Consider the following 13,720-nt stretch of genomic DNA (forward strand, 5'->3'; position numbering starts at 1 on the left):
TTCCCTGTTCCCTGTTCCCTGTTCCCTGTTCCCCAATCCCCCGCCCAAACTGCATAAGTGTCACCGGATGAGAGATACCTTGGCTTTAAAGAGGTTAAACTGGCGGACATTAGATCCCATCAGCATCAACTATGGAAGCAGGAACATTTTTCCCATCCCCACCCCCCCTAAGTCAAGACTTAGCCATTTCTACCCATGGATTGACAAAGCAATTTGACCGACATATCGCCGTCAATGATATCGATTTACAAGTCGCCCCTGGTGAAGTCTATGGATTGATTGGTCCCAATGGCGCAGGGAAAACGACGCTAATTCGCATGTTAGCCGCCGCCGAGGAACCGACGACGGGTGAAATTTATATTAATGGCGATCGCTTTTTGCGGGATCAAAGCAACCCCAAACTCAAGCAGCGCATTGGTTATCTCCCCGATGATTTCCCGGTTTACGAAGATTTAACAGTTTGGGATTATCTGGACTATTTTTCCCGACTCTATCGCCTGCGAGAACCCCGGCGTACTCGACGCCTGCGGGAAGTGTTGGAACTGGTACAGCTTACCAGTAAGCGCAAAAGCTTAATTGCTACCCTGTCGCGGGGAATGAAACAGCGCCTGAGTTTGGCGAGAACGATTATTCACGAACCGATTCTGCTGTTACTGGATGAACCCGTTTCCGGATTAGATCCCATCGCCCGGATGCAGTTTCGGGAAATTATCAAAACGTTACAAGAAGCGGGGATGACGATTCTGATTTCGTCCCATGTCTTGAGTGACTTAGCCGAACTCTGTACCTCAGTGGGGATTATGGAACTCGGCTATTTGGTGGAAAGTGCGCCTTTAGCTGAACTGTATCGCCGCCTTAGCCGTCAGAAGATTATTCTCTCCAGTTTAGGAGATATGGACGCATTGACGGCTGAACTGAAAAATTATCCGTTAGTGCAAGAAATCGAACCGATTTCGGGAAAAAACCAGATACGGGTTGATTTTACTGGGAATCCAGAAGAGAGTGCGATGTTGTTGCGATCGCTAGTTGAAGCGGGAATTCCGTTAACCGAGTTTCACTGTACCCAAGAGGACTTAGAAACTATATTCTTAAAGCTAGGACACCAACAAGTCTCTTAGAACGTTTTGAATTATGTGTAGGGGCGGGTTTTACTATTATCGTTTTTGACATCACCCCGATGTCACTAAACCCGCCCCGACTAAGGTTTTTTCACGAATAACAAATGACAAATTACTAAGGACAAATGACCAATTTAGGAGACTGTTTTCATGGTACTTAAAGGAATAGACAGACTAGGAGACTGGAACCCGCAACTCTTGCGGGAATTGAAGGGAAGATTGAAAGGGCGGAATCTCGCGATCGCACTTGGCGCATCGGTACTTGGCTATTTAGCGATGTTCCTCTATGGATTAAATCAATTAACTCGCTTGAGTGATCCTGACTACTACGTTGACCGTAAGGAAATATTCTGTAAACTTCCCGATACTTACCTAGCCAATCAAGCCAAACTGTCCCAACTACAGGAACAGTATCGCTCACTTCAAGACCAATTCTTTCGCTATAGCAGTGCAGAATCCTTTGATCTGGACAAAATTAATCAACTCAAAGGCAGTATAGCGGACGTTAAGGCAAAAATCACCCATCTACAAGAAATGGGTACAAGTTACGAATGTCCAAAGGGTGCCATTGATATTCCGCTGTGGTGGCACTATCAACATGGACAAATGTTTGCGTGGCTGAGTGTAATTGCCCTGTTCATCCTGCTAATTGTAGGGACATATATGCTCATCGCTGACTTAGCCGGAGAGGAACGTCGCGGTACACTTAATTTTATTCGCGTTAGTCCCCAATCGGCTCAGAGTATTTTATTGGGAAAAGTATTAGGCGTTCCTATCTTACTCTATATAGCAGCAGTTTTGCTTATCCCCTTGCATTTGTGGTTAGGCTTATCTGCCCAAATTCCCCTGGGAGAGATTTTCAGTTTCTATGCTGTTTTAATCGCAGGTTGTACCTTCTTCTACAGTGCTGCACTGCTGTTTGGGTTAATGAGTTCTTGGTTAAATGGATTCCAATCCTGGTTAGGAGGTGGCGCTGTATTCCTATTTCTGCTGATAGCATTCAATCGGTGGACTTGGATAACTCAAACTCCATTGGATTGGGTGAAACTATTTTCTCCTGATGTCATTCTGCCCTATCTTTACAATCAAACAGAACATTATAGCCCTGACTTTATTGGCTATAGTACGCCAATAGAAAGCCTGCAATGGTTCCATATACCTGTGGGGTTGACTGGATTAGGTATCGTCAGTTTTGTCCTATTGAATTATGCTTTATGGACAGGTTGGATTTGGCAAGCCCTGAAGCGACGCTTTCAAAATCCCAATACGGCTGTCCTAAGCAAACGACAAAGTTATTGGCTAGTTGCTTGTGTGGAAATCTTACTGTTAGGATTTGCTGTGCAAGAAAAGCAGGACATCTATATATCTTATTCACTCGTTGATAATCTGTGGATCATTTTCTGTTTCAATGTTGCGCTATTCCTGGGTTTAATTGCAGCACTTTCCTCTCACCGCCAAGTCCTACAGGATTGGGCGCGTTATCGTCAGCAACAAGGAACAATTCGCAAAAAGTGGAGAATCGTTCAGGATTTAATTTGGGGAGAAAAGAGTCCAGCTATCGTTGCCATTGGGATTAATTTAGCGATTGCCACAACACCTTTTTGGGTTTGGATTGCATTGTGGAATGAGCCAGGATTCGACAAACTCAAAGCCTTGTTAGCCGTCGCTTTCTTCATCTGCATTACGCTAATTTGTGCCACCCTAGGGCAGCTAATATTAATGATGAAAACGTCTAAGCGGGCGCTGTGGGCAACGGGTACTATTGGGGCTGTTCTTAGCTTGCCACCAATTATGCTGTTAGTATTGGGAATTGAGACTCACGACAATCCTATTCCATGGCTATTTTCCTCATTTCCTTGGGCAGGAATTGAATATGCGGCTACCTCAATGATGGCTTTTGCTATCCTTAGCGAATTCCTACTCTGGGGACTCTTAACGTTTCAGCTAACACGGCAATTACGCAAAGCAGGTGAGTCAGCGACTCAAGCTTTATTAGCGGGACATTCCTCAAGTCGTCATTAGATGAAACTTAAGGTAAATTTCGTTCGTAGTAGGCACTTTAGTGCCATAAGCGTTCGCATCGCTGACTACAAACTGATAAAAGACCCGTTAAACTTGAGAGTATGAGTTCAGTGTTTGTGGTTAGGACTCAAGGTTTTAGGCGCTAAAGCGCAACTACGAACGAACAGTTAATTTGGAGATATTCTCTATGTTTTATACACTGATAAACCGACTGGGTGATTGGAATCCCCAGTTGATGCGAGAACTTCGAGGACGGTTGCAACTCCGCAATGGATGCCTGGTTGTGGCAACGTCTTTAATGATTCAAGCGTCAATTTTGTTATCGTTTTCTAGCCAAAACTGTACGAGTTATGTTAATAATCGCTGTGTCGAATTCGTCTGGGAATTGGACTGGCTGATGATTTTCAGAACACTCAATTGGATTTTGCCTCTGTCTTTATTTTCCATCGGCGTCTACTTGCTGGTTTCGGATTGGATGCAAGAACATCGGCGCGGTACGCTCAATTTTATTCGCCTCACTCCCCAATCTAGTCAGCGTATTTTGTGGGGGAAAATGCTGGGTGTGCCGATATTAGTTTACCTGGGATTAAGTTTGGCTATTCCTCTACATTGGATCTCAGGAATTGTTGCGGGTGTTCCCTTGGCTTGGATTATCAGTTTTTATGCTTTAATCCTGGTCACTTGTGGATTGTTCTATGGTTTAGGATTACTCAATGCGTCCTTAACTAAAGCGTCTTATCAAGGGTTAGCAGCTAGTCTAATCGGGGCGTGGTTAGGAAGTTTGTTTATTGGGGTACTGGATTGGCATTTTGATTGGCAAACCTTGACATACAGGGATTTAGGAAATTGGTCTTGGTTTCTTTGGAATTTGGGTGAAGCGCCTTTACAGCTAACGTTGTGGATGCTAATCACTATTAGCGTTAGCGCCTACTGGGTTTGGCAAGCAACTAATCGTATGTTCCGCAATCCCAATGGAACCCTATTAAGTAAACAACAGAGTTATTCGTTAGTAGGAAGTGTTCAAATTTGGCTATTGGGATTATTTTGGTCACTTCCCCGCCAGTTTTTAACTAGCCAAGATGCACTATTTGGCTGTCTGTTTGGAATTTCTCTGTTTAGCTTGGTTGTCTTATTAGCGGTTAGTTTTGCAATTTCGCCGCAACGACAAAGTTTGTTAGATTGGTCAAGGTACGGGCAATTCCAACGTCAGAATTCAACGGTTAAAAATGTGCAGATGTCATGGCGGGAGTGGCTTTGGGGTGAAAAGAGTCCCTCATCTGTCGCGATCGCGTTGAATTTAGGGATTACGGCAATTGTCTGGTTCCCATGGTTACTGCGGTTTCCCGTCGCCGTCGATGATAAAGTGAAAGCGATCGCGGGATTATTACTGTGTGCTAATTTAATTGGATTTTACGCCATTCTCATTCAATTGATGCTGATAATCCGACGCAAAAAACCGTGGATTTGGGCAGGAAGTACCTTGAGTATGACTATTTTTGTCCCTCTATTTATTTTATCTGTCATACAAGCGGAATTCACTTCAGGAGTACAATTGCCAGGATTATGGCTTGTGTCAGTATTTGGTGCGCCTTGGATCATTTTAGAACAGACATCCGCCTTCACCGTCTTATTTAGTGTATTGGGTCAATGGGCAATAATGGCAGGATTAATTGTGCAATTAACTCGTCAGTTAAAACGTATCGGCGAATCGGCATCAAAACCGCTATTTGCCAATCCTAATGCTTTGCCTAATGTATCGAAAGTGCGCTGAAGTTTCACCAACCAGTTTGGGTTAACACGACAAAGATTATTCTTTATGTTTCAATTAGGAGATTCTCAATTATGCGACTAACTTGGATCGATCGCATTGGCGAATGGAACCCGCAGCTATTGCGGGAAGTGAAAGGTCGTCTTAAGGGACGGAATGTCGCGATCGCACTGATTATATCCTTAGTGGGTCAATTCCTGCTATTCTTTTCTTGGTCAGGCGATCATCCTCGTCGCCACCTGAGTGAACTGGATATACAGCTTTGGTGGCAAGATCACTATCGCGACATGTTCATATCCCTCAGTTTGGTTGTTTTCTTTGCCCTCTTAGTTATTGGTAGTTACATGCTAATTGCTAACCTGGGTCATGAAGAACGACGCGGTACATTGAATTTCATCCGACTCAGCCCTCAGTCAACGGCGCAGTTTTGGCTGGGTAAACTCTTGGGAGTTCCCATTCTCCTCTATCTAGCCATTGCGATCGCTGTACCCTTCCATCTGTGGTCGGGTTTATCTGGCAAAATTCCCCTGGCAGAAATTATCAGTTTCTGGGTAATTCTCATCGCCAGTAGTGGTTTTTTCTTCAGTGCGGCACTTTTATTTGGCTTATTTGGTTCCTGGTTTAGTGGGTTCCAAGCTTGGTTAGGCAGTGGGGCAGTTTTTACATTTTTGGTGATGGCGAATGTTAAACCCATTAACAACAGTTCTTTCGATTGGTTAAGTCTGTTTTCTCCATCAGTGTTATTCCCTTATATTGTCGATAAAACCAATTCACATTATACAGGTTTCCCCTTTAACTTGGGAAAAATTCAAGCGTGGCAATTTTTTAACCTGCCATTAGGAATGATGGGGTTTAGCATTGTTGTCTTGGCACTGCTTAACTATGGTTTATGGACCTACTGGATTGGACAAGCCTTTAACCGACAGTTTCGGAATCCGGGTACAACGCTACTGAGTAAACGCCACAGTTATTTATTCACGGCTTGCTGGATAACATTTACCCTAGGTTTTGCCCTGCAACATCCGAGTTCAAGATATTCACCGCAGTTTCCCGATAACTTCTACATCGTACTGGGATTAAATCTGGTACTGTTTTTGGGGTTAATAGCTGCCTTATCTCCTCAGCGTCAAGCATTACAGGATTGGGCGCGTTATCGACATCAAAATCGTTCCACTGTGAAGTCTTCGTTGATGGCAGATTTACTCTGGGGTGAAAAGAGTCCCGCTTTATTGGCGATTGCGATGAATTGTATGATTGTGGCACTCCCGTTAATCGGTTGGATTTTGCTGGAGTCAGTGGATATTGACATGAAACTGCAAGCTTTTGCCAGCCTAATTCTCAGCCTGAGTATGATGTTAATCTATAGCGCGATCGCACAGCTAATGCTGTTGATGAAAACGCCTAAGCGGGGAATCTGGGCAACTGGGATACTTGTCGCGGCGATTGTTTTACCACCAACTCTATTGAGTGTATTATCGATTGTTCCCGGAACAAACTGGGGCGGGTTATGGCTGTTTACAGCATTTCCTTGGGATTATGTGATGCGCCATGCATCCGTGGGATTGGTGTTGCAAGCTTTTCTGATTCAAGTGATTATCTTGGGTGGGTTAAATTGGCAGTTAAGGCGACAGTTGCGCCTAGCTGGAGAATCTGCCACGAAAGCACTTTTAGCAGGGCGTTTACCTTTGTCGAATTGACCGACTGGATTGGGCGCACGCCATGCGCCCCTACAATTTCTGAATGTATTTCTAATTCATCAAATAAGGTGTGCCACGCCACGACTGGATTGACACAGCTAAAATTGTGGATTAGATGTGACGATTGAATCGGGCGCAAGTCTTTGCGCCCCTACGGTTTCTAGATGGAATGAATTCCCCCACTCTATATTGCTTCTATCGCGGCTTCGAGTGCGATCGCGACATGAGTCCAATGGGTTCCCCCTTGACAAAATACGATATAAGGATCTCGCAGCGGTCCATCAGCAGAAAACTCCGAGGTACTCCCATCAATAAATGTGCCTCCCGCCATGACTAACTGACTCTCATATCCCGGCATTTGGGCGGGTACAGGATCGAGATAGGAACCAATGGGAGAATATTGCTGAATTGCCCGACAAAAGGCGATTAATTTCTCCGGTGAACCTAACTGAATTGCCTGAATAACATCCCGGCGAGATGCCATGGGTTGAGGATTGACCGGATAGCCTAACTGATCAAAGATATAAGCGGTTAAATGCGTTCCCTTAATTGCCTCTCCCACCATTTGCGGGGCGAGAAAAAGTCCTTGAAATAATAACCGATTCTGTTCAAATGTTGCCCCACCTGAACTACCAATTCCGGGGGCAGTTAATCGACAGGTTGCGGCTTCGACTAACTCGGCTTTTCCAGCAATATATCCCCCAGCAGTGACAATTGTGCCACCCGGATTTTTAATCAACGATCCCGCCACTAAATCCGCACCAACCGCTGGAGGTTCTTTGTCTTCAATAAACTCGCCGTAACAGTTATCGACAAAACAAATTGTATTCAGATTTTGCTGTTTAACGCATTGGACAATTTTTTCGATGTCTGTTATAGAAAGACTAGGACGCCAAGAATAACCACACGATCGCTGAATTAAGACGAGGCGCGTCCGTTGTCCAATTGCTGTTTTTAATGCCTGCCAATCAATGGTTCCATCAGCCGTTAATTCTAACTGACGATAATCAATGCCAAACTCCTGTAATGATCCTTGACCTTGACCTCGAACACCAATCACTTCTTCCAAGGTATCGTAAGGCGCACCCACCACAGATATCATCTCGTCACCGGGACGCAACACCCCAAACAAGCAACAGGCGATCGCATGAGTTCCAGAAACCAATTGAACTCGCACGGCTGCTGCTTCAGCACCCATAACTTCTGCAAATACTTGGTCTAAGGTTTGCCGACCTAAATCGTCATGTCCATAACCACTTACCCCAGCAAAGTGATGTACCCCAACGCGATAATTACGAAAAGCCGTCAGAACTTTTTTCAGATTTTGCTTGACGTTGATGTCAATATCTTCAAAAATTGGGCGGAGTGCTTTAACAGCGTCTTGAAGCTGTTCTGAACTGTTGATTACCATAGAATTGTTTTTTTAGATCGAATTCATAAAATGCAACGTATTTTTGTCCAACTGGTTATCGTAACCAGTTTAGCCTTAAGCCTCCTCCTAACTAGCATCGCTCCGGCGGCTGAAGCAATGACGGTTAATTTTACTTGGCAAGGCAATCAGGGCTATTTGGCAACAGGAACATTCAATTATGATGAAAAAACGGCTCCTGCTATACTATCAGAAAAAGGAGTGGGTACAACTCAAGCCTTAGAAAGCTTGACCGTTTCTTTTGCTGATCCATCGAATCATCCGATTAAAACATATAATACTATTAACGATGGTGTATCAACGGGCAAGTATTTTCAGTTTAACTTTAATACGATGACTCAAGACATTATTGGTTCAATTGATATTGGCGGTGAGTTACCCGGAGATATTTATTTAAAAGGAACGGTTGATACAGACTTATCCTTGATTCAAGTTTTTGATTCAGGAGCGGAGAAAATAGTCGATAGTAATTCAGGGACAATTGTTATCCAAAGTAATTAGGGGCTACTGAATAAGTCTTGTGGTGGGGAGAGGCAATAGGGCATTGGTGTCAACTTAAGCTTAACCCCTCTCCCCCAGCCCCTCTCCCACGCCGGGGAGAGGGGAGCAAGAGCTTAAGTCAGATATTAGCGAGCAAGATGCTCGCACTACTACGGCAAGGATTTCACCATTATTGACATTAAGGTTTAAATGCCGAACAGCTTATGATAAATGACAAATGACCAATGACCAATGACCAATGACGATCCCCACCATTAACTTTAATTTCTCCCACCTATTGACACCAATTGTTCAATCGCCTCTGCCTCAGTTGGTAAAGCGGCGGTGAGGACTTCACTACCCTCCGGAGTGACTAAAACATCATTCTCAATCCGAATCCCACGCACATCAGCAAACTCAGCCAAACGATTCCAGTCAACCACATCTTGATACTTGGCGCGTCGTTCTGGATCATTTAAAATAGCTGGAACTTGATAGAATCCAGGTTCAATCGTTACTAGCATTCCCGATTGCAAGGGTCGATCCAATCGCAGAAAACCTAAGCCAAAGCGATCGCTCCTGACTCGCCCCTCTGCATATCCGGCTAAATCCCCTAAATCTTCCATATCATGCACATCTAAGCCCAGCAAATGCCCAACACCATGGGGAAAGAATAAAGCATGAGCATCTCGTTCCACTAAATCCGATACCTGTCCCCGCAGAATCCCCAAATCCACTAATCCTTGAGTCAGGGTGGCGGCGGCTAACAGATGAATGTCGCGATATTCGACACCGGGATGAATTTTCTCAATACAAGCGTTATGGGCGGCTAAAACAGTATCGTAAATATCGCGCTGCGTCGAAGAAAAGCTTCCAGTTACAGGGAAGGTACGAGTCACATCGGCTGCCCATCCCCTCTCCGTTTCTGCCCCCACATCCGCCAACAGTAAATCTCCAGATTGTAAAGCGTGGTGATACTGTTCATTGTGCAACACTTCGCCGTGAACCGTGACAATACTGCCATAAGCACAACTCATGTTGTGGGCAAGAATCACCCCTTCCATCGCCCCCCGGATTGTGGCTTCGTAGAGGCATTCTGTTGCCACATCTCTACCCCCGATTGCCTGCATTCCCGCTTTATGGGCAGCTACTGTCACGGCGGCGGCTTTACGTAACTCAGATAATGCCTCCGCATCGTGGCACAGTCGCAAGGATACAATCGCTTTAGCTAAGTCTCGGTCAATTCCTTCGGGGGCGTTAGCTGGGGCGACGCATCGATTTAACAGTTGTTCTTGCTGCTGATACGTCGCCCTATCTTGCACCGCAACAGTCGCAGCATTGGTTGTCCGCGAGGCTAAGTCTGAGAAGGGAAACGCCGCATCAGCACCAATTTTTTCAGCAATTTCCTCTCGTTTGGGCATTTCGCCATGCCAAAGGGTACTGGCTGGCGAGGGTTCATCCAGAAACAGTTCCAACCTGCCATCTTTGAGATAAATAGCAGCACCTTCTAACGGTAAACCCGCAAAGTAGAGAAAATGACTACTGGCGCGAAATGGAAACGGATTTGCCGGAAAGTTGCGCGGACAAGATTGTCCCGCCCAGAGAATGACCGGAAAATCAATAAGCTGGGCGAGACGAACTCGGCGATCGCGCAGGGTTGTGGCTAGGCTATCGTAGTTTTGCTGGCTCTCCATTAACAGTTGTGTTAACCCATCACTGTATGATAACAAAACTGTTATATCTTAGAAGTCCAACCTGTAACTTGGAGGTGAGAGCCTGCTACTTTTTTATTCTATGAGTCAAAACTGTTGGTGTATATAAGGAAAATTCGCATCTGAGATTATTCAGGATCATCATCAGCCGTGGTGTCTATCCCTTCCGCTTCATACCGTTTTTCTGCCTCCGTTTTTTCTTCAGTGGCGTCTTGATCAGCATCTATGACTGAATCGTTCTCAGTTGCCTGATTTTCATTTTGTGGCGTGGATTCACTGATGGGTTTTACCAGTCCGCAGGAGGTCATCGTTAAACTACCCATCATCAGCAGTAAGCTCAATGAGGCGAGAGACGTCCAAAGGGGTTTTCTCGTTTTGGGTTTTCCTGAAAACATGAGTAAGCCTTTAATTTAGTCATCCATTTAGTTTTAAGGGACGCTCAAGCGACTCAAAAAGTTTCGTTAATATCTTGTGTTTGGGTTGACTTATTTTTATTTTAAAACCGAAAAATATATTTGAATCAAAGCATAATTAATTGAGTGCATTTAGCTCTGTTCAAGACTTATACTGCCACATATTTACAGCAGATTTCAGGTCGATGAGGTACAGCCTCAAGCAAGATCCCCGACTGCTTGGAGAAGTCGGGGATCTGTCTGTGTACCTAACTTACTTGTAACCTCTTCTCTTTCGGAGGGGAGACTTTCGCAGGGGAGAATGGGAAGCGGAACTATCCCTGACAGACTGGCTGATTTCAATCGATCACAATTGACCCTAACCTCGTGTCATTTTGATATGATCCATAATCTGTTGTTTTTTAGAATCGGAATTCATCGAAAAGCCTCGCTGAGGAATGGTGATCGAGCGTTTGATGTGTTCCATGATTCGCTGTTTCCGTTGGTCTGAGTTAGCCATGTTGAGTCCATTGAATGTTACTGTATGTTAAGTTATTCTAATATATTCGTTAAGTAATGTGAACAGTTCCCAAAAATTAATGGACGATCGCTCCGATTGGATTTACAGCTACCCAACCCTAGAGACGGGGACATTACTCAGACGCTACAAGCGGTTTTTTGCCGATATTCAGCTTACATCAGGGGAAACCATTGTCGCCCACTGTCCGAATACGGGTCCAATGACAGGCGTTTCCACTCCTGGAAGTTTAGTTCAGGTATCCCGCAGTGATAATCCCAAGCGCAAATTAGCCTACACCTGGGAGATGATCCAAGTCAATGACACCCAACCGACTTGGGTGGGGATTAATACCGCACTACCCAATCGGGTGATGAAGATCATCCTGGAACAAAGGCTGATTCCGGAATTAGACAATCGCTACAGCCAAGTTCGCCCCGAAGTGGTTTATGGCGCAAATCGGAAAAGTCGGGTCGATTTTTTACTGACGGGAGAGAATGACGCGCCTCCCATCTATTTGGAAGTGAAAAATACGACTTGGGCGCAGGGAACCTTAGCCTTATTTCCCGACACCGTAACCACACGGGGACAAAAGCACCTGCAAGAACTCCAGCAGTTATTGCCCCAAGCTAAGGCGATCATGCTTTATTTTATCAATCGGGGGGACTGCGATCGCTTTAGTCCGGGTGATAGTACTGACCCCGTTTATGGCAAACTTTTGCGAGAAGCGGTTCTCCAGGGGCTTGAGGTGTTACCCTGTCGTTTTGAGACTACTCCCCAAGGGATTCGTTATTTGGGGTTAGCCGAGTTTCAAGTTGATTATGACACCGCATCCATCAGATGAGGGCGAGTCGAGTTCCTTTAATTCTCACGCCGCCTACGATATGCAGCGACTCGCCCCTACAACCGCGATAATCCCAATAATCCTGATAAATGAGCAGTTAGCAATATTCATGGCTTTCTAGATTTCTGGATCGGTAGACTGCTATTATTACCTGCCCTTTGTATTTTCTTGTAACCAAGCCGATAATTCCTCTAAATCGTTAAAATCTAAAATAGCATCACCTAGACCTTCTAATTCTTCAACAGACAAGTTTTGAAGCTGATTAATGATTGCTGGCGGAATTGACCCAAACTGACGCTCCAGCAAACGTAATGTCCATCGGATTCCTTCTTCTACTCGTCCTTCTACTCGTCCTTCTACTCGTCCCTCCTGCTTTGCCTTAACAATAAATCCCCGTTGATCTTCAAGGAATACCTCTCGCTTACGTAATTTTTCTAATTCCTCTACACTTAAATTCGCTTGGTTAGCAATATTCATGGCTTTCTCGAGTTCGGACACCTGTCTAAACGTGGGTGGAATGACTTCCAAGCTGGGAGCGTCTTTAATAAAGTAAATCCATTTATCGGTTAAAGTGTCTAACTCCTCAATCGTTTTCGTGAATTTGGGTAATTCCACAAAAATTAGTTCGATTTCCGGATCGGTATAGTCAAATAATTCCTGTTTTTCCTTTAAGCCAAAACGAGTCAGGAACCGCTGAGTCTGGTTAAACATCTGGAAATCCGTTATCGTTAAGGCGATCGCGGGTTTAAGATGGGAGTATCCTTCTCCATATTTTAATTGATTAGCATAGGTTTTTGTCAGGTTATAAATAACGCGCTTTTCAAAGGATGCCACGTTCAGCACCTGCATTTCGATTAACACCGTTGAGCCGTTATCCAATACAGCTCTGACATCCAGATAACTATCTTTTAAATCGACAACATCCCCAGGATTGTACGGGTCAATAATTTCTAAATCCTGAATCACCGGATTGGCATTATAAATTAGGGCATTTAAAAAGCTAATCAAGATGTCTTTACTGTCGTTCGCTCCAAATATTTTCTTAAAAGCAAAGTCAGTTTTGGGGCTAATAAATATCATGATTATGATTCATCAATAAAGTTAAAAGATGAGATTGAATTTAACATATTTTGCCTTTTTGTAAAGACGTAGCCTGGTACGTTTCTCCAGCAGACGGTTTCAATTACACCGACGGGTGTTTTAGGAACGAGTCTATCTATTGCTCATCATTGAGACTAGCCTGCTCCCTGAAGTGGACAGAGATATTGCTAGGTTTGTCTCCGTCCGCGATCGCGAATGAGGAAGTCCCGTCAATACTACTGTAAATTCACCTAGACAGGACGAGCCATAACGACTCGACCACTTGGGGATAGATTGTTCGGTGAAATTCCTCCTAGCGGCAATAGTTTATTGCTCTACTAAAATGATATTAGACAATACTGGCAGCGTCCTCTAAGCCTTGCTGATACACTTCCTTCTCGTTTCCTCAAGGTAGGGCGACACTGGAGAATGTTAACTATGGACTCTAAGCATGAACTTTTTCGTCCTAATTGGCTTCAACGGTAATGTGACCTGATCACGCATGAGCCAAGACATCTGTAGTGACATCCTCCCGCACCAAATCAAAGATTATGGTGCAGGCTTCCCCAAATCACTTTGAGGATTTCCTGGTTACTCCCTTACGGGATTTCAACACTTGCCTAGATTGGCTTTCACCAATCCCCGGTAGATCGTCTGCACA

The 13,720-nt window shown here is 44.6% G+C and carries 11 protein-coding genes; 6 read left to right on the forward strand and 5 right to left on the reverse strand.

What is annotated here, in order from left to right; genetic code table 11:
- The first annotated feature begins 131 nt into the window (after nt 1-131).
- The 4 genes from RIC07_RS32910 (at nt 132) to RIC07_RS32925 (ending at nt 6,605) form a co-directional block, all read left to right on the forward strand.
- Nucleotides 132-1,118, forward strand: a complete 987-nt coding sequence (locus RIC07_RS32910) for an ABC transporter ATP-binding protein (RefSeq protein ID WP_446398194.1) — start codon at nt 132-134, stop codon at nt 1,116-1,118.
- 150 nt (nt 1,119-1,268) lie between these two features.
- Nucleotides 1,269-3,140 (forward strand): ABC transporter permease, encoded by a 1,872-nt coding sequence (locus tag RIC07_RS32915; RefSeq protein WP_446398195.1) that lies wholly within the window; start codon nt 1,269-1,271, stop codon nt 3,138-3,140.
- Nucleotides 3,141-3,327: 187 nt separating this feature from the next.
- On the forward strand, nt 3,328-4,911 hold the full coding sequence (locus RIC07_RS32920; RefSeq protein WP_446398196.1) for a hypothetical protein: 1,584 nt from the start codon (nt 3,328-3,330) through the stop codon (nt 4,909-4,911).
- 71 nt (nt 4,912-4,982) lie between these two features.
- The gene (locus RIC07_RS32925) at nt 4,983-6,605 is read left to right on the forward strand and encodes an ABC transporter permease (protein WP_446398197.1); all 1,623 of its coding nucleotides are present in this window, start codon (nt 4,983-4,985) and stop codon (nt 6,603-6,605) included.
- 184 nt (nt 6,606-6,789) lie between these two features.
- On the opposite strand, the gene RIC07_RS32930 is transcribed toward RIC07_RS32925, so the two are convergent.
- Nucleotides 6,790-8,016, reverse strand: coding sequence for a methionine gamma-lyase family protein (locus RIC07_RS32930; protein WP_446398198.1), 1,227 nt, complete (start codon nt 8,014-8,016; stop codon nt 6,790-6,792).
- A 30-nt stretch (nt 8,017-8,046) separates the two neighbouring features.
- Here RIC07_RS32930 and RIC07_RS32935 point away from each other — a divergent pair, with 30 nt between their 5' ends.
- Nucleotides 8,047-8,535, forward strand: a complete 489-nt coding sequence (locus tag RIC07_RS32935) for a hypothetical protein (RefSeq protein ID WP_446398199.1) — start codon at nt 8,047-8,049, stop codon at nt 8,533-8,535.
- Between the two features lie 260 nt (nt 8,536-8,795).
- Here the strand turns inward: RIC07_RS32935 and RIC07_RS32940 are convergent, their stop codons facing one another.
- The 3 genes from RIC07_RS32940 to RIC07_RS32950 form a co-directional block, all read right to left on the reverse strand.
- The gene (locus RIC07_RS32940) at nt 8,796-10,208 is read right to left on the reverse strand and encodes an aminopeptidase P family protein (RefSeq protein WP_446398202.1); all 1,413 of its coding nucleotides are present in this window, start codon (nt 10,206-10,208) and stop codon (nt 8,796-8,798) included.
- Nucleotides 10,209-10,354: 146 nt separating this feature from the next.
- Nucleotides 10,355-10,621: a hypothetical protein gene (locus RIC07_RS32945; protein WP_446398200.1), complete on the reverse strand. Its 267-nt coding sequence runs from the start codon at nt 10,619-10,621 to the stop codon at nt 10,355-10,357.
- A 376-nt stretch (nt 10,622-10,997) separates the two neighbouring features.
- The gene (locus RIC07_RS32950) at nt 10,998-11,138 is read right to left on the reverse strand and encodes a hypothetical protein (protein ID WP_006100453.1); all 141 of its coding nucleotides are present in this window, start codon (nt 11,136-11,138) and stop codon (nt 10,998-11,000) included.
- A 79-nt stretch (nt 11,139-11,217) separates the two neighbouring features.
- On the opposite strand from RIC07_RS32950, the gene sfsA reads away from it, so the two are divergent.
- Nucleotides 11,218-11,979: a DNA/RNA nuclease SfsA gene (gene sfsA, locus RIC07_RS32955; RefSeq protein ID WP_446398203.1), complete on the forward strand. Its 762-nt coding sequence runs from the start codon at nt 11,218-11,220 to the stop codon at nt 11,977-11,979.
- A gap of 147 nt (nt 11,980-12,126) precedes the next feature.
- On the opposite strand, the gene RIC07_RS32960 is transcribed toward sfsA, so the two are convergent.
- Nucleotides 12,127-13,059, reverse strand: coding sequence for an Rpn family recombination-promoting nuclease/putative transposase (locus RIC07_RS32960; protein ID WP_446398201.1), 933 nt, complete (start codon nt 13,057-13,059; stop codon nt 12,127-12,129).
- Nucleotides 13,060-13,720 lie beyond the last annotated feature (661 nt).

The organism is Coleofasciculus sp. E1-EBD-02 (assembly GCF_040218245.1).
Lineage (GTDB): Bacteria > Cyanobacteriota > Cyanobacteriia > Cyanobacteriales > Coleofasciculaceae > Coleofasciculus.